This is a genomic window from Weizmannia sp. CD-2023, from assembly GCF_036225245.1.
GTDB lineage: Bacteria > Bacillota > Bacilli > Bacillales > Bacillaceae_C > Weizmannia > Weizmannia faecalis.
The window spans coordinates 1-22,661 of sequence record NZ_JARTJQ010000056.1; the positions used below are offsets into that span (position 1 = coordinate 1).

Consider the following 22,661-nt stretch of genomic DNA (forward strand, 5'->3'; position numbering starts at 1 on the left):
AGTAGTAGCCCTTCAATTCCTCATACTGAATCTGGAGCGCAAGCTCAGGGTTCTTTTTTTTGAAATTTTTACACAACACTATTTTATATTTTGATAATCGGAATTTGGCTTGTATCTGACCAAATTTGATTCGTTCAGTAAGCCCTAAGTAAGCCTTATAATGCAAGTAGATAAAAAAATTGACGGGGCTCAGCCGGTTAAGGGAGGCGATACGCAACTTTTTTAATACTTCAATAAATAGAAAAGCAAAAAATCCATCGGCAACAATGTTCATCAGGACAAATTTTTTAAAGTTTCCGTAAGAGTATTTCAAAATCCACATCGACAGCGGCATATACGGGCCCATGCTGAAAGGCAGCTCATCCCTTAGAAATAATACTTTCTTATCGTAAAACTTCCACCACTTCCACATATGGCCCAATAATTGATTCGAAATTTCAAACACGTCAATAAAAGCACTCGCTAAAGCATAGCGTTTTAAGTTACGCTTCCCTAAAAACAGCAACGACAGCCATGGAATAAACACAATCGCCAGATTCAACAACAAGTGTTTCTTTATCATCATCCCAGGAACTACCCCCACTCTGGTGTTTCTTATTAAAATGCCCATTTTCCCTAAAAAAACGCTTCTTTTTCATCGCATATAGATTCAAATTGAACAAAAAGCCTTATACCGGAGGAGAAAAATGTCCAGTCCTAAAGATCAGCAATGGCTTGTCCCGCCGTACCGGAAAGAAACGGATATCTCAATAGATGAACTGCCTGTTTGCGCAAGGAAGACCCCTGCCGTACCACCATTTCTTACCATATCGATGCAAATACAAGATTATGCACCTCAACAGCCGAATGGTCTTTAATTGAAAGCTTCGGCGCGGATGGCCATCCTGCCCCTCACCAAAGAAATGCCGCCGGATGAAAAACAGCACTGGGAATTTTATACAGGACCGGAGATTCAATCGATGAAATGGCAGTCATGATTAAAAACACCACCCCGGTCTATTTCCAAACCGATGTGGATTATCTCATACAACGTTTAATTTTTTTCGCTAAAGACATCGTTAATAAATATGGATGGCGGGAATCCTGTTTTATCATGACCCCGAAGTTTCAGGAATTGGCGGGAATTTGGCCGAAAAACTTACGCACAAACCAATACGGCCAGGTTTAAAACAGATCTCCTGGCCGCCTATGCAACTTAATCAACATGTAAAAATTTCTATCGGAATCTTAATTTTTATTGAAACTGGCATGGCAGACTACCTTAAAATTCCAATCAGCAAAGCGGATTTTTTCAAACCTTTTGGGGATTCAAAGGCCCGTTTAAACACAGAGAGAGGGCATCCAATCTGCCGCAGGAAAACAGAACACCCCGGAGCCCTTCTCTTATGATTTGTTTTCCAGGTAAAAGTTAACTTCCAGTACAATGGGTTTGTCCGGTTTTACAAGGATCAGCCCTTCTTTCGTGTTCAGCGCTTCATTTTTCGCGACCCATGGTTCGATGCAGACGAAAGGCGCATCCCCTTCCACCCAAACGACAGTGTAACGGAAATGTTCGTCTGCTTCAATGGCGAGATCCTTTGTGGCATGGAAAGCTGCCTTTACTGAACCACCTTCAAATATCACGGATTCTTTTAATCCCGCCATCTCCAGTTTCCCAGTAAGTGGCTTTTCTTTGTGGCCATTGTAATCGAAATAAGTTGTTGCAGCGGTCTCCAGTTCCAGCGCTTTATCCCGGATGGCAAAGTATGGATGGAACCCCGGGCAAATCGGCATCGAGTCTACTGACCGGTTTGTGGCTTTCTGCAGGATGGTTACTTTTCCGCCCGCTAAGCGATACGTTAACTGCATTTCGAAATCAAACGGATAGGAAATACGCGTCTCCGGTGTACTATGGAATGCCAAAGTGATTTCCGCATGATCCATGCCGCACGATTGGCCTGCCACTTCTAAAGGGCGCGTCCGGACAAGCCCATGGTTGGCCATTTGATACACCCGGCCTTCCCATTCATACTGCTTGCCTCTGAGCTGCCCCGCGATTGGGAACAGAACCGGAATCCCGCCGCGAACATTTTTATCAAGATTAAACAGCGTTTCCTCATTCATATACAGCAAATCCTCATCTGCAATATGAATGGCTGTGATCATTCCGCCCCGTTCAGGGCAGACTTCCACAAAAGCCCCCTCCCCCTTCAAACGGAAAAAGTGCATGCCTTGCCGGTCAAATTCTTCTATGCTGTACATGGTTATCCCTCGATTTGTTAAGTATTGAACATCTGTTATATTATAACATGCGTAAAAAATGGATTCTCTACGCCAAGAACTGCAATCCACCCCATCTATTGAATGTAAAAAAATAACAGGGAGAATCCGCCGCTCCCTGCTATCTTAAAATCATATCAAACGCCTGTCCCAATGGCGGTCAGCTGCAATTGCCTTCACAAATTCTTCTGTAAATTGCCGGGGATCTTCTCCCGTGACCACTCCCGCCTGGTTTAACAGATTTCCTTTTTCCAGGAATACAACGCCGTCAAAAGTGGCGCCAATTGCTTTGTCATGCATAAAAGCCTCATGAATAAATTGTGCGGCATTTTTTTCAAATGCGGGGGTTGACCCTTGCCCGCCTGCTGCATAAATCGCATCAAATAAAACAGAACTGCTTGTCAGGAATGTTTCCGTTGCCTCAAAAACAGCCCCGTCTGTACCTTTTAAATCACCTGCTTTATCACTGATGATGACGGGCTGGACGCCTGCAGCCTGCAAGCCTTTCACGACTGCTGCCACTTTAGGCCCATTAAATTGGCTACCGAGAATCACGCCGACTTTACGTGTGTCAGGAAGCATAACCGTGTTCAGCATGCTGAGCGCCGGAGAAGACTTTTCCAGTTTTGGATCCTCTGCTTGTTCAGGCGGATTCACGCCAATTGCATTTGCGACCGCATTCGCAAGGTTGGTGCTGACATTGGCAAACATATCAACTGCCTTTTGCTTGATCGACTTGCTTTTTACTTTGCCAAGTTCAAAGCTGAAGGCCTGGATAATATGCTGTTTCTCCGGTTCCCCCATGCTGTTCCAAAACAGGATGGCTTGTGAAAAATGATCCTCGAAACTCTTGCTGCGGTTTCGCACTTTACGGCCTTCCACTTTTTCCTGGTAATGTGCATAACCGCCCTCCTGTGCGCTGGAAACAGAGGGGGTATTATTTGCAAGCGAATTCCTATGATAGCTGACCTGGCCGACATTGATTGTCTGGCGGCCATAGCCGTCGCGCTGGTTATTATGGAAAGGGCACACCGGCCGGTTAATCGGAAGCTCATGGAAGTTCGGTCCGCCCAGGCGGATCAGCTGCGTATCCGTGTATGAGAACAAGCGGCCCTGCAGCAGCGGGTCATTGGTAAAATCAATGCCCGGTACAACATTACCGGGGTGGAAGGCAACCTGCTCGGTTTCAGCAAAGACATTATCGACATTGCGGTTTAACGTCATTTTCCCAATGATTTTCACAGGAATCTCTTCTTCCGGCCAGATTTTCGTCGGATCGAGGATATCAAAGTCAAAAGCAAATTCATCTTCCTCTTGAATCATCTGGACGCCGAGCTCCCATTCCGGATAATTCCCCATCTCAATGGCTTCGTACAAATCGCGGCGATGAAAATCCGGGTCCTTCCCGGCAATTTTTTGTGCTTCGTCCCATACCAGCGAATGGACACCGAGTTTTGGTTTCCAATGGAACTTAACAAAGCAGGCCTTTCCTTCTTCGTTTACAAACCGGAATGTATGGACGCCAAATCCCTCCATCATCCGGAAGCTTCTCGGAATCGCCCTGTCCGACATATGCCACATCACCATATGGGCAGATTCCTGGTTGTTCACAACGAAATCCCAAAACGTATCATGTGCCGTTTGGGCCTGCGGAATTTCGTTATGGGGCTCAGGTTTAAAGGAATGCACCGAATCCGGGAATTTAATGGCATCCTGGATAAAAAAAACCGGAATATTGTTTCCGACAAGGTCATAGTTTCCTTCTTCCGTGTAAAACTTTACTGCAAATCCGCGCACATCCCGGACAGTATCTGCCGACCCCCGCGACCCGGCAACGGTCGAAAAGCGGACAAAAACAGGCGTCTTAACAGCAGGGTTCTGCAAAAATTTCGCTTTTGTGTAAGGTTTCATGGATTCGTAAACCTGAAATTCGCCTTGTGCAGCATACCCTCTTGCATGGACAACACGTTCAGGAATCCGCTCATGGTCAAAGTGGGTAATTTTTTCACGAAAATGGAAATCCTCCATCAAGGTCGGGCCGCGTTCGCCCGCTTTCAGAGAAAATTCATCTTCTGAAATTTTTAACCCTTCGTTTGTCGTCATTGGTTTTCCTTCATCACTGGAGCGAAACTGTTCCAGCTGGCGGTCCTTCTCATTTTGGCCCGGTTTCCGTTCACTGTTCATGCATATCTGCCTCCACTCTTTGCATAGGATCATCACTCCTCTTTCATTTCGTACCCTGCAAAGAAGGAAGGCAAACTGCATTTGTACCAGGCTTGTGTTTACGTGCTTGATTGAAAATCCTTAATCCAATAAAATCTTGTGCGAACTCTCTTCCATTTTTTCCATTCGAATCTATTGGTTCTGCAATCTTCTTCCATCTCCCCTTTCATTTGCCTATACGCCTCCGTTCACCAAATTGACAACGTTTCCGCAACGCTGGATAATAAAACCAAACCATTTTCGAAACCGGGGTGTAGACACATTGAAAACTGAAGCCGCAGTCAAAAAGGCTGTTCATGTCATGAAGGAAAAGGATGAACAATTGGGAAAAGGCTTCGAAGGCCGGGCGATGAGCAGGTGAAGCAATGAAAATTCTTGATGTCCAAGCATTTGAACAAGCGGTCACGGACACGCAAAGGGCTCTGAAGGAGAAGGCTGAACAAATCACGGGCCTCCAGCAGGCGATCGACTCTTTTGTAAATATGGAAGATGCGTTTAAAGGAAAGGCCGGGAATGCCATACGCGGCTACTTCCGGGATTTTCACCAGCCGTTCCTTATGTACCTGCAGTCATTTTTAGCCGGGTACAACGGGCAGCTGAACGAGATTCTTAAAGACTTATCAGCTTTCGAGCCTGATCCGAACGGCTATATTCAGGAAGCTTTTATCCAGGACAGCGTCATCCCCGCATTGAAAAAACTGGAGAATACCATTGGCCATTTGCTGGAGGATGCCAATACTGCAATGCAGGAAGTTTCGGATCTTGTTGCCCTGCCCAAACTGGACATTGATGAAAAACTGCATCCAATCCAAAAAGCGCGGAAAAAAGCAACCAGGACGCTGGAACAGCTGTATGACTTTGATACAAAAGCCACCCGCTCCCTTGAAGCTTTAGACCAAGACATCGACGCAATGGCGAAGTTTGTCCGGCAGATGGAATCGATGGCGGGTAGCGGTTCGTTTGATATTGCCCTTACAACCCGAAACAGTTTGTCACAACCGAAGCCTACCGCAGTTTGGAAGGCGGACTCATTCAAAAAGCTGGCGTAAAACCGGTTCAAACCATAGACGGCAAGGACTTTGACGGCCATTTGTCCGTTAAGTTCCATTTCTATGAAGACGGCGTCATGGTGATGGAATACCGCATGCTCGGCAGCAAGCAGCCCTACTATGAACTGGTGAATGAAATCCCCCAAAAAGCCATCTCCGGTTCAGAAAACCCGGATGATCCGCTGCTGGTTGACGTTAAGACGCATTACAAACTGGGTACGCTGCTACTTTTTCCCCGACCAACCAGTGAAAATTGAAGCGATTCAGGAACAATTACTACATTCATTTTATATTCATTTATGATTTGATATTGCTTATATGCATTGAATTCGGGCCAAATTGCTATAAGTCCGGAATCGTAATCAATCTATCCTCCCCTCTGAAAAAAACTCGAAAATACAATTGACAGTTTGCCCAAATACAAATGCAGTGATCTAAAAAATTTCAGGCCTTTTTCAGTTTACAGAGCCAAAAACCTGATGAAAAGTTTGCCAATTTTAACTGTGTTTACAAAAAGAAATCATCCTCCGTTAGGCGACAATTGGGGGACGATTTTCCGATACAGATCCACTGCCAAAAGAGGCAGGATAGCTGTTGAATATTAGAGGTGCAATAAACAGGCAATTGCAACGCACGCCCTATTTACAGTGTTGTACCTCTTTAATCCCTAGGCCTCCTTCTTTTCAACATCACCAAAATATGACGTTGCAATATGGTCCAGTTGCCCGGCAATGTCTCCAAAGGCAGTATTCAAATCCAGCGTTTTCACACTAATTTTATTTCCACTCATGATAAAGTCGGAGTCTGGCACAATGGTTTCTTCGGTTCGGGCATACAACAGCATTCCCGCTACATTACCGGTATTGCCGACATCCTGATTCTTTACATAGGTAAAAATCTGATACAGGTTGTTGGAATGAAATGTCCTGCTGCCATACCGGTTCTGAACTTGCATGGTATGCGCATAGTATTTTGTATCGATGATCAGTACTTTGTTGCGGGATTTTAGTACGATGTCTGTCTGCATAACAGGCAAGAAATCAGCCGCTCCCGCATCAATGTTCCATGCTATCTGTGAAGCGGCTGCCCGCAAGCTTGGATAGTGATACCGATAATACTCCAATACAAATTTTTCAAACAGACGTGACATTTGTTGATCATTCAAAAAAGTAGCCATTTTGTACTTGCCTTTGTCTGTGGAGAGCAGCAGGCCATCCAGAACAAAATAGCAGATGTTTATGAGCATCTTATAGCTTTGATTGTTTTTCTGAAACCGCAGAATGTTCCATTTAATGCACGTTGGCTCAATCATATCCACACTGTCAAAATGTAGCATCACTTTTTTCAAGGCTGTTCTCCGTTTAACGTTTACAGATGGCTGCTGCATGAGTATGACAGAGGTGGTTTTCAGGATTTGGTTAAATACATTATTTTCAGACAGCTCATCATATTCGCAGGAGAGCTTTTGCTTCCGCTGCAGTTTATGATGGATGGTCCCATGAATGTCCAGTTTACCGCGTAACACGGAAAGGTCATCACAATATGAAACATATTCCTTATACAAGCCCTGTTTTAGTTGCCGGGCGATTCCTTTAGCAAGGATGGCAGCAAATAGATCTTGGATATGCTCAAACTTTTCTGACCCTATTTCATCGTAGTTTGATCGTTTCAGCACACGAAAGGCGTAAGAGAGCATATAATAGATGTTTCTAATCAGAATGCCTTTATCTTTCATCATTGAAAACACCGCGCAGTATGTTTTCCCAACGCTGCAATTTGTCCGGCTCATCAAACCAATATTCATGCAGCATCGGAAGAATATCGTATTCGACCACTTCCTTCAACCACTCATCCGTACATTCAACTTGTCCGCAAAAATAACTGTGGCCGATGCGGAAACCTGGTCCAAGTGAACTGTCGGCAGCAATTTCCTGATTCAATTCCTTGATGCGTTCAATTAAAGTGTTGAACGTGTCATGATCTAATGCAGACTGGTAGGATTGAAACCCAGCAGAATGAAATCCCGGCTCAATTTCAAAAAAGCTAAAACGACGGCGCAAAGCATAATCAATCATTGCAAGGCTACGGTCGGCGGTATTCATCATCCCGATCAAGTACAGATTCTTTGGAACAGTGAACGGCAAACCGTTATAAGCAAGCGTTGCCTTTGTGCCACGATAATCTTTTTCAATCAACATAAGCAATTCACCGAATATTTTACTCATGTTGCCGCGATTGATTTCATCGATGATAAAAAAGAACGGTTGATCAGGCATGTTCGCTGCCTTTTGACAAAACTTGTAGAAAATGCCGTATTGTAATTGAAACCCTTCCTCCTTAGGTTTATATCCCATCATGAAATCCTCATAGGAGTAGTTCTGGTGAAACTGAATCAATTCAATGCGGCTGTCGTCTTTTAATCCCATCATTGCATAAGCAAGCCGCTTTGCTGTAAAGGTCTTGCCAACACCCGGAGCTCCCTGCAAAATGAGGTTCTTTTTATGCTTCAGCAGAGAGATGAGCGTTTCGTAACGTTCTTCAGTCATATATACCTCTTCCAAAAATTGATCTTTGGAATAAGTTTCCATATTTTCTTTCGGCGTAATCGGGTTTTCCTCGCGAATCATGTCTTCAATAAAGTCATATTCTTCCTTCGTCAGTTTGAAAAGACTGCCCTGTGGATTCTGGAAATACTCCATTTTTTCCAGCTCAGGACAATTTTTCAATGTTGCATAATCGATCGGTGTGACAAGCCCTTCTGTTTTTTCAAAATAAAGATATTCTCCATCACTTTCTTCCAGCACTTTCGCAAGTGCTACCACCTGTTTCACCGGGTAAGATTCATATCCAATAATCAGGTCGCCAGCCTTCGCATCCAAGAAGTTTTGAAAAATGCGGCGTTTGTTGCCATTTTCATTATACAGTGTATATCGCTGCGTCTCGCCGATGTCGATATCCGAGAAACGCCAAATTTTAGGATTAGCATTGAGCCACCAGTAACCCTGCTTCTCTTTACCTTGGCTGATTTTAGCTTGTGGCTCCTCTTCATACAAAGGAATTTCAGAAAGGTCAAACTGATCCAGTGCTTTGCTCAATTCATCACGCAGTTTCCACATATAATTACCTGCCATATCTTTGTCTGCATGCTTTCCAACATATAAAATCGGCCACCACTTTGCATTATCGTTATGAGATGTCATCAAAGGACATCCCGTCATCTCGGCAACACGCTTTGCAAGAGCAGAAGATCCACTATTATAATAGTTCGGATTATCCCCATATTTTTCCGAAAGCTGCTTACAAGTGGCTATGCCGCCACAGTCTTTTATGCGCTTCATGATTTTTAGACTTTTTGTGTTAAAAACACGTTTATCTGCAAGCAGTGCAAGCCATTCCTCCGTTGTAATATTTGGGCTATAGTCCATTGGAAACCACTCGGCATGATCTTCAGTAGACTTTTTTGTATAAAAACGGCTGATATAAAAGCCAAGATCCATCGTCAATGTCTTCAGCGCTTTATCCGGGTAACAACAATCCGTAAGCACAGATTGCAGCATTTGTACCAATTCCTTATCCTTTTTCAATTGCTCGCAAATTTCATTGTAAAGGTGAAATTCCCCTACGAGATTGCGAGAAGAAGCGCCTTTTTTTGGAATGAAATCGCTGTCAAGCACTTTTGCCACAGCCCGACATTCCGAGTACTTGTAAATATAATATTTATCCGGATAACGGAGCCAAAGGTATGTGCTAATGGAATTCAGCGTTTGAAAATGCTGCCTCCATGTGCCTTGATCATATTTTACACGCATTGTTTCTGCATCAGACTGGAATTTTTCAACTCGTTCCGCAAAATTCTTGGACTCATCATACAGATTGATAAACATGGCTCTTGTCGCTTCTTCATCTGCCACAGCAAACTCATGAATCATTCTTCTTGGGTAGTTGTTCACGGAAGTGAGCAGATTATTGGTTTTGTCTGTTGCTTTCGTGAACATCTCGGCAAAGTCAGAAGCATTGATATCCCAATGATCTTGAAAATGCTGGACCGCTTCCCATTTATATTTTTCATTTTCCCAGTGCGTTGGAAAGTTTTGTTTATATGCTGCGATCACCGCTGCTAACGAATTTTTGTTGATCATAAGCCATTTCACCTAATTTTTCATTATATCTTAAACATGGTTCATCATTAACTATACTTTTGCTTCGTCTCAGCAATCCATTGTGGCAATTTAGTCGTGAGGATCATATTATGCTTTAACAAACTGCCAGCTGTTTGATTGGTTGCCTTGTTGAAATCAACACTGCGAATGAGATCATTGATAAAAGGAACAATATCAGGCTCAGAAGTGGAATATGAATTCACCGCTTTTATAAGTAATTCACTATCTAATCCCCACTCCGAAGAAAATTGAATGACCGTATCGCGCAGCTTATCCGCTTTCCAAATTTCAAATGCCTCATCAAAGTTCAAATTGCTCGATAAGTTACCAGGTACAAGCTCAGTATCCACAAATTCCTTTAATAGTTGTGCTTGCTCATGGTCCCCCATGTTACTTAACTCTTGAATTTGTTCATAAATAATACGAAGTGTTTCACGATCCACCGTTTGCACGCCGTACGGTGAAGTAACTTTTGAACCTATTAATTTTATAATATGGTTTGCATCAATGACTTGTGTTCCTGCCAATTTCGTTTTTCCAGCAAGCGGATGAACGGTTGATGGCGCAGGTGGGGTTCCGGGCTTCCTTGTTAAGTTTTTATAAGCACCGACATACTGCAGCCAAGTGTGCTCGTCTATTCCAAAAGCGTCATCATTCCACTTAAATTCATAGTACTGTTCTACCAAATTTAACTGCTCAGCAGCATCTTTAAAAGCAAGGATAAAAGCTTCCTTTTTCTTCTCATCCTGTTCTATTTTTTGCCATTCAGTAGGGTCAGGTAAAGTCGGGATCATTTCAGATACTTTGATTTCCAATTTCTTTACAGCCGTTTGGTAAGTATCCACAATGGCCTTACTGCTCTTCCCACCGCTTCCATATAGCTTCAAAGCTTGATTTACCATTTCTTCAGTCATTCGAGGGTATTGGAAGTTGATAATCGTTCCAAATTCTTTTTTCGAACCAAAGACACGATTGGTGCGTGAGTAGGCTTGGATCAGACCTTGAAGTTCAAGGGTACGGTCAACATAAAGCGTATTCAGACGTTTCGAATCATAACCTGTCAACAGTTGGTCTGCCACAATGACGAGGTCGATATTTTTCGGGTTTCGTCCACTGCCGCCTCGTGTCGCGCGCTCTACAAGGTCTTCAAAATAAGCATCTTCTCCATGTTTTTTATCCCCCGCTATAAACTCAATACCTGTAAAGGCAGCGTAGTCCTGAAACATCTCTTTGACAATTTCAGGGTCTAGTGGCTTAGGATCATTTTCGTTACCGAAACTAAACGTCATCGCTACATTTAGCTTTTTCCCACGTTCTTTTAGTTGTTTTTTAAATTCATGATAATAAGCAATTACACGGTCTTTATAGGCAACCGTCAAAATTGCATTAAATTCTCTTTCTTGTGATTGGGATTCCCAGTTATTCAGAATTTCTTCCACTACCCGTGGAATATGCGTTTCGTCTTGGTATACAAGCAGCCCTCGTTTTTTTGCTTGCTTTTCAACGTCCGCTTCTGACATTTCTTGAACTTGGCGTTCGATTTCTCTGTCCGTCCATTCAGAATGTTCTTCCTTCATTTGTTCAGCGATCTGGTCTCTTAAATCATCATAACTTTTGAATTCTCCGGTGTTGATATAGTCAACGTGAAAACCTAATACGTTTTTATCAGCAATCGCCTCGTCAATCGTATATTGATGTAACATCGGCCCAAATAACTTTTCAGTGGTATTGATGACTTCGCTTTTTTCATTGATCTTTCCTTTGACCTTATTTTCATCAAATAAGGGGGTGCCGGTAAAACCAAAGAAAAGCCCATTTTTCTTGAAATAGCGTTTTATCGTTCCCATCATCTGTCCCATTGTCGTACGATGGGCTTCATCGATGATAAAGACCATTTTCTTTTCTGCCAAACGATTGTCGTGCGCTTCTTCTAGTTCCTTCACTAAAGCATTAAGTTTGAATGTTGTCGTGACCACAATGCCATTCTTTGCTGACATCAGTTTCTTTTTTAGCTGGTAGGTGTGTTTTGTATCATCAACAGAAACCGGCTCGTAGGCAGCATATGCTTTGAAGTTTTCACTGGTACGATTATCCAGCTCACGTCTATCAACAAGGAAGACGACTTTATCAAATCCTGCTCTTGTCGATAAAAACAAAGCAGTCTTGAAACTTGTGATTGTTTTTCCTGAACCAGTCGTGTGCCAAACAAAACCGCCATGAGGTATTTTTTCATCATTGTCCCATCCAAACGCAGCCCCTTCAACCGCCTGCAGAGCATGAACTTGATAGGGACGCATTAACAGATGTCGCCTATTTTCCTCATCACGCGCTTCATCAATGACTAAATAATCTCCGACCATCTGATGTGCCATTGGAATCATCAAAAATTGTTCAATTACTTTTTTCCAATCGTTTATTACATGGTTATCTTTATCTGCCCAATGAAAGACGAAACTCGGGTTAAAATCTCCAATTGTTTTGGGCGTAGCGAAATATCGAGTGTCAATTTCAGAAGTGATGACCATCATTTGGGAAAAAGCCATAAAGTTATGACTGTATTCACCGTCACGGTAGTAGCGCACAAACTGGCCAAATGCCTCGTCCAACGTTTTGTCCGTGCGTTTTTGTTCGATATTGATTAAGGGCAAGCCGTTGATCAGCAGGACAATATCAAAACGATTATTGTTAGGGGTCTGTATTTCTCTCGCAATCCGATAGCTCGAGTCCCCACCACGTACTTCAGCTTTTTTAAAAATCGTCAACGTGATTTGTTTTCTCGTGATTTTCGGATTGTCATCACGGTAGATGCCGTCGATCTTACCTTTTGATCCTTCAATAGCCAAAATCTTTGCAGCTTCATAGCTATTACTGATTTGATTGACCTTTGCCATCACTTGTTTGAACTCATTATCGGTTAATTCCACGCCTTCAAGCTGGTCAGCATTGATACGGTTGAGTTCACTACGCCAGTGCGATACCAAGTCAGCAACCGTTACTTTTTGCTTATTGCCGTTTAAAAACTCGGGTGCTTCCCATTTATATTTCTGCAGTTCCTTGACAAAATTCTCTTGAAAAGTTTTCTCCGCCGCACTCTTCGGTGTATTGCTCATAATTTCGCTCCCCCTTTATACAAACATCTCATTGAGGTATGCTTTTTTGATGTTTTGTAGTTTTTCAAGCTTACGTTGATGAAGGGTGATTATATCAGATAATTCGGCAAAAAAATCTCCTATTTTTTTCTGCTCAGCCAAACTTGGCAAAGAGATAACCCACTCTTTTACTTCAGACATTGGGACTAGATTCGTCATTGCTGAACCAGGATTAGACCCAGTAAATTTTCGCTGCATTTCATTTGAGCGAATCCATTCGAGGAAGTAATTACTATCTGTCAACTCCGGATTAATTTTAAAACGAATTAACGCTTGATTAAAAACTCCTTTTTTAATACCTTTAGGAACTTTTGCAATACGTCCAATTGTTCCAGCACCACTCATAATAAAGTCCCCTTCACTCAAAACAAACTTATGAAGTTCTTCAAACTTTTCTTTTGTAATGTAATATCTAGTTTCCCACTTATCATAAATCGCATTTTGTTGTTCATACACCACATAATCACTTTTAGGTACAAATAAATCCTTTTTCAGTGCACTGCCAAATGGACCGCGGCGAATTCCATCTTTGACATCTAATAACTCAATAAACTTCCGCTGTTCCCAAGGTTGCGTAAATCCTGCAAATCTCCGTTTTGGCACACGCTCACCCTCAGCAGGGAACATTTCAGAAAGATAAGCTGATTTTAATGCTTTCATTTTTTCTAACTTACGTTGATGAAGGGTGATAAGGTTGTCGAGTTGGTTGAATAGCAAACCGATTTTTACTTGTTCTTCAAATTCAGGAACTGCAACACGAACTGTATTAATCGTCATTTTTGACAAACTCGGTACACCAGTCGATTCATCTTTTTGTTTCCAGTTCACTCGTTGGAAAACTGAATGTACAAAATCTAAATTATACTTTTCTTTAGGAACTGCATAGAATAGTGTATCCACTGTCCAAAATGGTGCTCTCAGTATGTATGGTTTATCAATTGTACCTTTTCGCCCGATGCCAATTGCATCTTCAGTATACGAAAGAGCCTCACTCACACTTAGCATATATCCACCGGTTCCATAGACTGGTATATTACCTTCAGATAAATGTTTATAGTCCCTGCCAGATCGAACATCAACAACATCCCCCAACTTACGCTGTTCCCAAGCGGAAGTATTTTGAAATTCCTTAAATCGCCTTTTTGGCACCAAATTTTTTTGTTCCATTATTCTTCCACCACCAATTCACGCATCATGGCTTCAAGTGCTGATTCTGAGTCTTGAATTTCTTCATCAATTGCTGACAAGGTATCAGCATAACGATCATCCAACATTTGCAATGTGTCCAACTCTTTTTTTATCGGTTTCCATACCAAACCAACTATAGCATCTACCATATTGCCGAACCATTTTTCATACATCAAGTTGTCGATTTCTTCGTTTGTCAAAGTCAAAATACGTTCTTGCACGGATTCTTTGAGTGCTTTTTCATCCGCTTTCACGGCTTTGTTAAGCGCTGATTTATCTGCAAATAATGTTTCAACTTTTTTCAGTAGGTTATATTCAACGGTTTCCTTGCTTGCCTTTTTTAACGCAGCCTTGATTGATTTGCTTTCAAAAGCCTCACCTGCTTCATTCAAGCACTCGCCTAGAGCATTGGCTTCATCGCTATCTTCCTCTTTCGCAGCCTCAACCAATTCAGATAGCCCCGTTTCAATCTCCTGAATGCGGGCTTTCTTTGATTCAATTTCTTTTCGTTCATCACTGTATAAATTTTTTGCAATCAACTCATTTGGTACAATACTGCCAACCCAGCCGTCTTGTTCTTCACGTTTTTTATTTCCGGATCCTTTCGTTACCATATTGGGCTCACGCGTGCGACCAGCTGTATAGAAACCACTTGATTTAATGATTTCCGCATCATGTGCCAGTGTATTTTTCCATATCTCCGCCACAATTTGGTAGCCGTCATACACATCAATATATTGGAAGGATGAAAGAATCTGCTTGATCTCAACCAGCATTTCGTCCATTAACTGCGTCAAGCTACTGCTTTTGTCAACATTTCGCAAAACGTCCCAGTATTTATCGATATAGTTTTTTGTTTTGCTTTCGATTTCTTTTGATATTTCAACAATGCGAGCATCACTCAATACATCATTAGAAATTTCCTCAACGGGTTTTAACAGTTCGACATATCCTTCACGAATTTCTTTTAATGATCGTTTCAAAACATCTGGCACGGTAGACTGTAGAACCTTTAAATCGTCGATATTCCTTTGAGGAATCCCGCCAAGTAGGTGAGCATCCACATCGTGCGGAATTTCTTCTTCATTTACTTGGATATAGCGAGGAATGTTCATGTTATACTCATTTTCCATTATTTCCTCGCGTGTCGCTAGGTGACTGTACCCTTCCTCTTCTCTTCGTTCAACATATGTATCCACAATTTTTGCAATGTCCTTTTCTTGCAGGACATTTTGTTTTCCAACTTTAATAAAGCTATGAGATGCGTCAATGATTAAAACAGGATCGTCAAATTTTCGGTTCTTCTTCAAGATGATGACAACGACTGGAATCCCTGTATTGGTAAATAGATTACTTGGCAAGCCGATAATGGCATCAATGTAATTTTTTTGAAGCAATCGTTTGCGAATTTCGCCTTCTGCTGAACCACGAAATAGCACCCCATGAGGCAAGACAATCGCCATCGTCCCGTTTTGTCCTAAGTGGAATAATCCATGTAATAGGAAAGCAAAATCCCCTTTAGAATCTGGTGGCAACACTCCAGCAACTTCAAAACGAGGGTCGCTGACTTTTAACCCTGATCTGTTCCAATTTTTCGCTGAATATGGCGGGTTCATCACCACTGCATCAAATTGCACGCCTTCATTCGGACGTTCTGGATCTTCTGGCCAGTCTTGGGAAAGTGTATCACCGTTTTTAATGGTCATTTTATCTGGCCGAACATCGTGCAGCAATAAATTCATACGGGTTAGGTTATAGGTTGCTGTGTTCTTTTCTTGCCCGTAATAGCTCAAATTCTTTTGTGCATCTTCATCTAAGTGCTTTCCAACTGTTAAAAGTAGCGAACCAGAACCAACAGTCGGGTCATAGATTGACTTGATATCTGATGTTCTCGCTACAATTTGTGCCATGACTTCGCTGACTTGTCGTGGCGTGTAGAATTCCCCAGCTTTCTTTCCTGACTCCATCGCAAACTGTCCGATGAGGTACTCATACGCATCACCCAGTACATCGCCTTTTTGCAATGCTACCATGTTCAAGTCTGCAAACAGCAAAATCAGTGCTTTAATATTTTTGCTCCGTTCGTTTAAATTGCTGCCTAAAGCCGTATCCGTTAAATCAAGCGTTGAACTTGAGAATAGTCCTTGAAAGTCATCCGAATCACCAGACACGGCAATCGTACGCTCAAAGTGATTCAAGCTATCTATTACTTTTTGGACTTCAAAATCACCCGAATTGATATCTTTTATCCAAGTCTGATAAAGATACTCAGGAGAGACATAATAACCGAGTACGTTTTGAATCATTTGCTCTAGCATTTCGCCGTATTCTGCTTTTGCCTTTGTGTATGCTTCCACCAGCTCAAACTCAGACATTTGCCCGATGCCACTGGCCACTTTGAACGTTTCCAATGTCTTATCGCTCAAAAACTTGTAGAACATTAATCCAAGCATATAATCTTTGTAACGGCTGGCATCCATTGAACCACGTAGTTCATTGGCCCCATCCCATAATCTACGTTTAATTTCTTCTGATGTAATCAAGTTGTATCCCCCATTTGTTATATTTCTCGAATCACATATTGGCTGTATCAACGTCTAAGTCTAAATCAAATTCCATCGATTCATCCAATTTTTCTTGAAACATGTTGATATATATTGCAAAAAATCCTCACATGACATGCAAACTTATTAGTATATCCAAATTAATATGCCAGCTGTGGATCATCATTTTTCTTCCAAGCTGATTGTTGTGTGCTTTTTATTAGTACAGTTTAATATGCTTCTATTATATCAAAAATGGATTTCCTTCAATGAAAAATCTTGGTTCATCATAAGTTTTCATCTTACACCTCCATAAGATCTCCCTTACAGCGCTGTAATGACACCTAATTCCATTACCGATGAAGCTTTTATTTGTACCGGAAATACCCAGTTGGCCCTCGCGTTTATTTCCTGTCCAACCAGTTTTATTTTGCAACCATTTTCTTTTGCATAGCGGTAAGCATATGCCAAGAGGCGTCCGGTTCCAAAGCTTCCGTCATAGACTGTGCCTTCCTGAATGTTCAGCAGTAATGGAAGCAGTTTAGCGATAACTCGAGGAGTTATAATCTCTGCTCCTGTCTTTCCTGACCTGTGGACGATCAAGCAATTCATCAAATATTTCGGCATAATCATCTGAATTTGGTCTTGGATACTGATTCACAACTGTCGCAAACTGGTACAAAGCAGCGTCATCTAATTGCTCCGAAATTCGAACCTCTTGGAATACATTTTGCAAAAAGGGAATTTTTTCTTCGATCGTCTTTAAACTTTCTTGTAGTCGTTTTTTAATCCATAACCATTAAGCGTCATTTGGCTCCATAAACTGGATTCAGGAATTCCCGTTGCCAATTTGTCACTGCTTTCAATGTACAAATGTACCAAGGTAACGCAAGACCCGCCACCGCAAAAAAGCCCTCACTCTTAAAGAGTGAAGACCCGTTTTCAATGCATGCCTTTCCATTCTCCCTGGTTTTTGGAGGATTTCATTTTTTTTGCTTTTTCTTTGTGCATGCGATTGGCTGCCGCGCTGCCTGCCCCATCGCCCAGCTGCTGCAATTCCCTTGAATACTCGGAATCGGTTTTGGCTGAGTCAAAGCCTTCTTTGTTCTTTTGTTCGGCACCGTGCTTCCGTTTTGGCATATTCATCCCTCCTTCACCTCTAGTATGGGAATTGAAAAAGCAAATATGCGAAAGCAGGCATTGCGGAAGCGGCTACTTTTTTCTAAAAAAGAAAAAAGCCTTTTGTATGGCCGTAAGTGCGATGACTTCATGTAGCATCCTAAACCACCTGGTTATTCGTGGCCGATGCCTACTAAATACAGACTTTTCACGGCTTGATACCCGAAATGTATGCCAAATCCAATTAAGGCAATCCCGGCAATGACAGACAGCCATTTTAAAAAACGCTGATGAACAAATTTTCTTCCAAAATGAACGGAAGAAGCTACCGTTATATCCCAGGCAGCTATCCCAATAAAAATCGCGCTGCTGTAAAGTAAAGCTTTTCCCGAATTTACCGTATTTAAAATTGTGGTTAAAACCGACCCATAAATGCCAATCCAAAATATAATATTCAGTGGATTAGAGATCGCAATCAAAAAGCCTGACAGAAAAGATTGCAGCAAATTTCCTTTCTTTTTCTCCTCTGGTATGGTGATTTCTCTAAAAGCATCTCTAATGCTCTCATAGCCTAAGTATACAAGAATGATACACCCGAAAATCCACATCATCAGCTTCGCAACTGGTGTAGTTAAATATGTAGATACACCGAAATAAATCAAAAACATTAAAACAACATCGGCGGACATCCCGCCCAAGCCGACAAACCAGGAATGCAAAAAGCCTTTCTTGATCCCCCTCTTAACCATTTCAATCGTAATGGGGCCAACTGGCACTGAGAGGGAAAGCCCTAAAACAATGTAGCTAAAAATATTCATGTGCTCACCTTTCTCCTTGCAATTAAAACTCCATCTGTCTCTGACAGCTAATACTGCCAACCCGCTGTTTGTTAAAATGGCATCTTCATTTGCTGTTGATCAAAAAACGGGCACCATCATCCCCCCCCTTAAAAAATATGAGTGTGTATCTTCATACACCTATTTTAATATTTATCCAGTCTGAAATAAATCATTTTTTGCAATTTTTTACCACTCCACTTATTTACTTTCACACCTTGAACAGTTGGTGTTGGAACCTATTTTGATATCGCCCTAACAACAGAGCCACAAAACCAGGCCGTGATATAACCATCCCATCATTTGACATGTCCCCACATTCACTTTACGATAATGACAAGAAATAAAATTTCCGGGGAAAAGGAGACTGATTATGTCCATTTATGACTATTCTTTTGAACGGCTTACTGGAGGCGAGGAAGAGTCCTTGTCCGAATATAAAAACCAGGTGCTGCTCATTGTCAATACGGCAAGCAAATGCGGATTTACACCTCAGTATGAGGGGCTGGAGCACCTTTACGAAAAGTACAAAGACAAGGGGTTTGCCGTGCTTGGCTTTCCGAGTGACAGTTTTATGAAACAGGAGTTTGACGAAAGCGAAAAAATTGCAGCATTTTGCCAAGCCAACTATGGCGTAACATTCCCGTTGTTTAAAAAAAGCAAAATGAAGGGGAAAGAAATGAACCCGCTGTTTGCCGAATTGCTCGAGCAGACAGGCGAGAAGAAAATTACATGGAATTTCAATAAATTTCTCGTCGACCGGCACGGCCACGTCATTGGCTATTACGGATCGCGGACAAAGCCGGAAGACCTAGAGGAAAAGATCGAGGAGCTGCTGCAGGCATAAACATAAAAAAAGCGGGAAGTTTCGGCATCCCGCCCGTATCGCTACGCTTTTCTTGCCCGAGCATTTGATATAGCATAAGAACATATCCTTTTTAATGGGAAGACATCGTTCTAAATGTATCCGTGCATTTAGATGGGCGTGTGTCTTCCCATTTTTCATCTGTATAAATTGAACAAAATATCGCAGCTCTGTTGCCTGCTGTAAAAAGTAGTCATCGTCACAAATGGGTATCTTGATGTAAAAACTTAAGTTCATTTTATCTGCAAGAAAACTATTTCATTTTCACCGTCAACAATACCGATTCGCCGCGTTTTACCGATGTTTCAGTCGTTTTGATTAACGTGTCCACGGCATCGAAATTGGTGATGACAACAGGGGAGATGATGCTTTCCGCACGTTCCCTGATTTGTTCAAGGTCAAAGGAAACCAGTTTATCACCGGCTTTTACACGATCCCCCTGTTGAACAAAGCCTTCGAACCCTTCTCCGTTCAAAGCAACGGTCTCCATGCCGATATGAATCAATATTTCCAATCCGCTCTTTGTTTTCAGCCCGACCGCATGCTTCGTTGGGAAAAACTGGACAATTTCCCCATCCACCGGTGAGACCACAACGCCTTCATCCGGCTCAATGGCAATGCCATCCCCGATCATCTTCTGGCTGAACACCTCATCCGGCACATCCTCTATTTGAACAACCTTCCCGCTCATTGGCGCAACAAGTTCTTCCACTGCCGCTTTTTTTGAAAAAAGTTTAAACATGTGATCCCCTCCCGAATTTTAATGAATACCCTTACTTTAACATAAAAAGGGGAAAAATGGTGGCTCTGCGTCACCGACATACCCATATAAAAACAAATCGCTATATAAAACGAAGCCTTGCAACTCTGCTGTCTCGTGCAAAAGTCATCATCATGCAGATTGATGCTTGGTCTTAATGTAAAAATTTAGGCTTTACCTTATATTATTGTTTTTCTTATACCGGTTACGAGCAAAAACCGGAACGATTCGGACATCTTTTCAACCAGTTGCCCCCACTCCTCGCCTTCGACCTTTTTTTATACTGGTCCTTATCATGAAAAAGGCGAAAAGCCCGCATTCCTTTTCGCCCCTTCCGTTATTCAACCCTGGCTGGTGTTTTGAATCCGGTTCGTTTTTAAAAAGGCCAGTGATGCCACGATGTTTGACATCTGCCTACCACATAAGCCTGCGTAGCTGTCAGTGCAATTCCGGCCAGTATTCTTTGTTTGCTTCAATTAAATCATCCAGCAATGCTTTTGCGACTTTTGCGCTTGGCACGGTTTTTGAAAGGGTTAGCGCCTGCCACAATTTTTGATAGCTGCCTTCGACATAAGCCTTCACGACCAGTTTTTCCACGGTGACTTGCTGGTACATCAGCGCCCGTTCGAATTCCGGGATTTTCCCCTGGCTCAGCGGTTCCGGTCCGTCCGTTCCGACAATGCAGGGAACTTCCACCATCGCATCATCATCAAAGTTTGCGATCGCGCCGTTATTTTCCACAATCATGACCATTCTTTCATGCGTATTGTAGGCAATCGCTCGGGCAAGATCGACGATGAATGTCGCATGGCTGCCGGCTGAAAAAGATTCATTTTTAGCGGTTCCCTTTTCAACGATTCTTTCCGCAGCAGAAAACACTTCTTTTTCCCTTCCGTCGATGACTTCGTTTGCCCTCGTGTAATGGATATCGGAATGTTCCACGACATAGTCCGGGTAAAAATAATATTTCAAGTACGTATTCGGTAAAAATCTCGGATCGACCGCCAAAAGATCTTTCGCTTTTTTGTGCGTTTCCTGCCAGCTTTGGTCCATATGCTGCGTATCTACTTCAACTTGGGTCAAATAACCGTGTTTCGCGACATAATCGCGGATCTCCGGCAAATATTCGTGGCCTTCTTTATCTTTAATACTCGTCCACCAGCCGAAATGGTTCAGCCCGAAATAGCGCACATCCAAATCTTTCGGCTGCTTGCCAATGATTTGCGACATTCTCCGCAACGTCCCGACCGGCATATCGCAAATATTTAGTACTTTGGCTTTCGGGCGGAGCACGCGGCACGCTTCAGCGACAATGGCGGCCGGATTGGAGTAGTTCAACATCCAGCAATCCGGTGAATATTTTTCCATGATGTCAATCAGTTCGATCATATCGCCAATGCTGCGCATGCCGTAAGCAATTCCGCCGGGCCCGCATGTTTCCTGCCCGACCACCCCGTGTTTTAACGGGATTTTTTCATCCAGTTCCCGCATTTTATATTTCCCTGTCCGGATATGGGCAAAACAGAAATCAACGTCTGTAAAAGCTTCTTCAGGATCGGTTGTAAAAGCATATTCAATTTCCGGTGCATTTTCCCTTAATACAATCTCCAATGCTTCCCCGATCACACGCTGCCTTTCTTCGTCATTGTCGTACAATTTCAATTTTCGGATCGGAAACTGGTCCAAATTGTCGAGAAGCATCGTGACAATCCCCGGTGTATATGTGCTGCCTCCGCCTGCAATGACAACTGAAAATTTATTCATTTTCTTCATTCCTTCCTATTTGTTATTCTTCGTTGTTTCGGCCTAAATACTGGTCCACTGCTTTCCGCACGCTTGTTACTTGCAATCCGTATACGACATGGACATTATGGTCTTTCTTAATGACGCCGCTTGCGCCGGTTACATTTTTCAGCACGCCTTCATCCACTAATTCTGGGTTTTCAAGCGTCAGCCTGAGCCTTGTATAACAATTGGTAACCGTGTCGATATTACTGGGGCCGCCGAGCGCATTGACAATCACGCTTGCTATGCCGCCATCTTCCACTGCTGCGCCAGCTTGTTTTTTGGCGCTTCCCTTTTTTTCGTTGTATTCTTTTTTGGAATACAGTTTTGTTTCCTGGCCCTCGTCTTCACGGCCGATCGTTTTAAAATTGAATTTTACAATTAAGAACCGGAAGACCGCATAGTAGATGGCAAAAAATACAAGGCCTGTGAGAATATATAACGGCCATCTCGTTCTGCCGATACCGAGCGGCAGGTTGTACAGCAGGAAGTCGATCATGCCGTTCGGACCAATGGCACGCACATTCAGGAGATTGAGCACAACCATGCTTAAACCCACATTTCGCACGTCTTAAATATAGTTCATTCTAATTTTTGAATGAACTATATTTAAATGGCTTGGTGGGATGATATCTTCTTATTTTTGAGGAATTTTCGATAAAATTCTTTTCAATTCGACATTCTTTTCATGAATTCCTCCTATTGTGTGTTATTCTCCTTTGTTT

The 22,661-nt window shown here is 42.4% G+C and carries 19 protein-coding genes; 5 read left to right on the forward strand and 14 right to left on the reverse strand.

Going from position 1 to position 22,661, the window contains the following annotated elements; all coding sequences use genetic code 11:
- Positions 1 to 610: hypothetical protein (locus P9687_RS07635; protein WP_328228884.1), on the reverse strand; the 610-nt coding region annotated here is incomplete at its 3' end.
- A 76-nt stretch (positions 611 to 686) separates the two neighbouring features.
- Between P9687_RS07635 and P9687_RS07640 the strand changes: the two genes are divergently transcribed.
- Entirely contained in the window at positions 687 to 857 is a 171-nt protein-coding gene (locus P9687_RS07640; protein ID WP_168985601.1) for a hypothetical protein, read from the forward strand.
- Between the two features lie 107 nt (positions 858 to 964).
- Positions 965 to 1,168 (forward strand): hypothetical protein, encoded by a 204-nt coding sequence (locus tag P9687_RS07645; RefSeq protein WP_168985602.1) that lies wholly within the window; start codon positions 965 to 967, stop codon positions 1,166 to 1,168.
- A 215-nt stretch (positions 1,169 to 1,383) separates the two neighbouring features.
- Here the strand turns inward: P9687_RS07645 and P9687_RS07650 are convergent, their stop codons facing one another.
- Together P9687_RS07650 and P9687_RS07655 are read right to left on the reverse strand one after the other, a co-directional pair.
- Positions 1,384 to 2,241, reverse strand: coding sequence for an aldose epimerase family protein (locus P9687_RS07650; protein WP_168985603.1), 858 nt, complete (start codon positions 2,239 to 2,241; stop codon positions 1,384 to 1,386).
- Positions 2,242 to 2,391: 150 nt separating this feature from the next.
- Positions 2,392 to 4,443: a catalase gene (locus P9687_RS07655; protein WP_168985604.1), complete on the reverse strand. Its 2,052-nt coding sequence runs from the start codon at positions 4,441 to 4,443 to the stop codon at positions 2,392 to 2,394.
- Positions 4,444 to 4,847: 404 nt separating this feature from the next.
- Between P9687_RS07655 and P9687_RS07660 the strand changes: the two genes are divergently transcribed.
- A complete protein-coding gene (locus tag P9687_RS07660) occupies positions 4,848 to 5,531 on the forward strand; it encodes an LXG domain-containing protein (RefSeq protein ID WP_237340420.1) in 684 nt (227 codons plus the stop codon).
- Positions 5,498 to 5,788 carry a hypothetical protein gene (locus P9687_RS07665; protein ID WP_237340421.1) on the forward strand — a complete coding sequence of 97 codons (291 nt, stop codon included), beginning with the start codon at positions 5,498 to 5,500 and terminating at the stop codon, positions 5,786 to 5,788. Before P9687_RS07660 ends, P9687_RS07665 begins: the two co-directional genes overlap by 34 nt.
- A 410-nt stretch (positions 5,789 to 6,198) precedes the next feature.
- Here P9687_RS07665 and mcrC read toward each other — a convergent pair whose 3' ends face one another.
- The 8 genes from mcrC to P9687_RS07705 form a co-directional block, all read right to left on the reverse strand.
- Positions 6,199 to 7,269: a 5-methylcytosine-specific restriction endonuclease system specificity protein McrC gene (gene mcrC, locus P9687_RS07670; RefSeq protein WP_168985605.1), complete on the reverse strand. Its 1,071-nt coding sequence runs from the start codon at positions 7,267 to 7,269 to the stop codon at positions 6,199 to 6,201.
- Entirely contained in the window at positions 7,256 to 9,670 is a 2,415-nt protein-coding gene (locus tag P9687_RS07675) for an AAA family ATPase (protein WP_168985606.1), read from the reverse strand. Before P9687_RS07675 ends, mcrC begins: the two co-directional genes overlap by 14 nt.
- A gap of 47 nt (positions 9,671 to 9,717) precedes the next feature.
- Positions 9,718 to 12,801, reverse strand: a complete 3,084-nt coding sequence (locus P9687_RS07680) for a type I restriction endonuclease subunit R, EcoR124 family (RefSeq protein ID WP_168985607.1) — start codon at positions 12,799 to 12,801, stop codon at positions 9,718 to 9,720.
- 15 nt (positions 12,802 to 12,816) lie between these two features.
- Complete coding sequence (locus P9687_RS07685; RefSeq protein WP_168985608.1) at positions 12,817 to 14,007, reverse strand: restriction endonuclease subunit S; 1,191 nt, start codon at positions 14,005 to 14,007, stop codon at positions 12,817 to 12,819.
- A complete protein-coding gene (locus P9687_RS07690) occupies positions 14,007 to 16,571 on the reverse strand; it encodes a type I restriction-modification system subunit M (protein WP_168985609.1) in 2,565 nt (854 codons plus the stop codon). Before P9687_RS07690 ends, P9687_RS07685 begins: the two co-directional genes overlap by 1 nt.
- Positions 16,572 to 16,895: 324 nt before the next feature.
- Entirely contained in the window at positions 16,896 to 17,204 is a 309-nt protein-coding gene (locus tag P9687_RS07695; RefSeq protein ID WP_071452125.1) for an N-6 DNA methylase, read from the reverse strand.
- Between the two features lie 309 nt (positions 17,205 to 17,513).
- Positions 17,514 to 17,711 (reverse strand): hypothetical protein, encoded by a 198-nt coding sequence (locus P9687_RS07700; RefSeq protein WP_035189966.1) that lies wholly within the window; start codon positions 17,709 to 17,711, stop codon positions 17,514 to 17,516.
- Between the two features lie 152 nt (positions 17,712 to 17,863).
- Positions 17,864 to 18,508 carry a LysE family transporter gene (locus P9687_RS07705; RefSeq protein WP_014097083.1) on the reverse strand — a complete coding sequence of 215 codons (645 nt, stop codon included), beginning with the start codon at positions 18,506 to 18,508 and terminating at the stop codon, positions 17,864 to 17,866.
- 391 nt (positions 18,509 to 18,899) lie between these two features.
- Between P9687_RS07705 and P9687_RS07710 the strand changes: the two genes are divergently transcribed.
- On the forward strand, positions 18,900 to 19,373 hold the full coding sequence (locus P9687_RS07710; RefSeq protein ID WP_168985610.1) for a glutathione peroxidase: 474 nt from the start codon (positions 18,900 to 18,902) through the stop codon (positions 19,371 to 19,373).
- A 271-nt stretch (positions 19,374 to 19,644) separates the two neighbouring features.
- Here the strand turns inward: P9687_RS07710 and P9687_RS07715 are convergent, their stop codons facing one another.
- The 3 genes from P9687_RS07715 to P9687_RS07725 all read right to left on the reverse strand — a co-directional run bounded on the left by P9687_RS07715 (position 19,645) and on the right by P9687_RS07725 (position 22,483).
- Positions 19,645 to 20,133 carry a PTS sugar transporter subunit IIA gene (locus P9687_RS07715; protein WP_168985611.1) on the reverse strand — a complete coding sequence of 163 codons (489 nt, stop codon included), beginning with the start codon at positions 20,131 to 20,133 and terminating at the stop codon, positions 19,645 to 19,647.
- Positions 20,134 to 20,589: 456 nt separating this feature from the next.
- Positions 20,590 to 21,915: a 6-phospho-alpha-glucosidase gene (locus P9687_RS07720; RefSeq protein WP_162533431.1), complete on the reverse strand. Its 1,326-nt coding sequence runs from the start codon at positions 21,913 to 21,915 to the stop codon at positions 20,590 to 20,592.
- Between the two features lie 22 nt (positions 21,916 to 21,937).
- Positions 21,938 to 22,483, reverse strand: a complete 546-nt coding sequence (locus P9687_RS07725; RefSeq protein ID WP_328228883.1) for a glucose PTS transporter subunit EIIB — start codon at positions 22,481 to 22,483, stop codon at positions 21,938 to 21,940.
- Positions 22,484 to 22,661 lie beyond the last annotated feature (178 nt).

Excerpts from the sequence above, each read along its gene's own strand:
- P9687_RS07650 (WP_168985603.1), bottom strand. The coding sequence starts at position 2,241 with ATGTACAGCATAGAAGAATTTGACCGGCAAGGCATGCACTTTTTCCGT.
- P9687_RS07640 (WP_168985601.1), top strand. The coding sequence starts at position 687 with ATGTCCAGTCCTAAAGATCAGCAATGGCTTGTCCCGCCGTACCGGAAA.
- mcrC (WP_168985605.1), bottom strand. The coding sequence starts at position 7,269 with ATGATGAAAGATAAAGGCATTCTGATTAGAAACATCTATTATATGCTC.
- P9687_RS07710 (WP_168985610.1), top strand. The coding sequence starts at position 18,900 with ATGTCCATTTATGACTATTCTTTTGAACGGCTTACTGGAGGCGAGGAA.
- P9687_RS07715 (WP_168985611.1), bottom strand. The coding sequence starts at position 20,133 with ATGTTTAAACTTTTTTCAAAAAAAGCGGCAGTGGAAGAACTTGTTGCG.
- P9687_RS07705 (WP_014097083.1), bottom strand. The coding sequence starts at position 18,508 with ATGAATATTTTTAGCTACATTGTTTTAGGGCTTTCCCTCTCAGTGCCA.
- P9687_RS07720 (WP_162533431.1), bottom strand. The coding sequence starts at position 21,915 with ATGAATAAATTTTCAGTTGTCATTGCAGGCGGAGGCAGCACATATACA.
- P9687_RS07685 (WP_168985608.1), bottom strand. The coding sequence starts at position 14,007 with ATGGAACAAAAAAATTTGGTGCCAAAAAGGCGATTTAAGGAATTTCAA.
- P9687_RS07660 (WP_237340420.1), top strand. The coding sequence starts at position 4,848 with ATGAAAATTCTTGATGTCCAAGCATTTGAACAAGCGGTCACGGACACG.
- P9687_RS07675 (WP_168985606.1), bottom strand. The coding sequence starts at position 9,670 with ATGATCAACAAAAATTCGTTAGCAGCGGTGATCGCAGCATATAAACAA.
- P9687_RS07645 (WP_168985602.1), top strand. The coding sequence starts at position 965 with ATGGCAGTCATGATTAAAAACACCACCCCGGTCTATTTCCAAACCGAT.
- P9687_RS07680 (WP_168985607.1), bottom strand. The coding sequence starts at position 12,801 with ATGAGCAATACACCGAAGAGTGCGGCGGAGAAAACTTTTCAAGAGAAT.
- P9687_RS07695 (WP_071452125.1), bottom strand. The coding sequence starts at position 17,204 with ATGATTATGCCGAAATATTTGATGAATTGCTTGATCGTCCACAGGTCA.
- P9687_RS07725 (WP_328228883.1), bottom strand. The coding sequence starts at position 22,483 with ATGGTTGTGCTCAATCTCCTGAATGTGCGTGCCATTGGTCCGAACGGC.
- P9687_RS07655 (WP_168985604.1), bottom strand. The coding sequence starts at position 4,443 with ATGAACAGTGAACGGAAACCGGGCCAAAATGAGAAGGACCGCCAGCTG.
- P9687_RS07700 (WP_035189966.1), bottom strand. The coding sequence starts at position 17,711 with ATGCCAAAACGGAAGCACGGTGCCGAACAAAAGAACAAAGAAGGCTTT.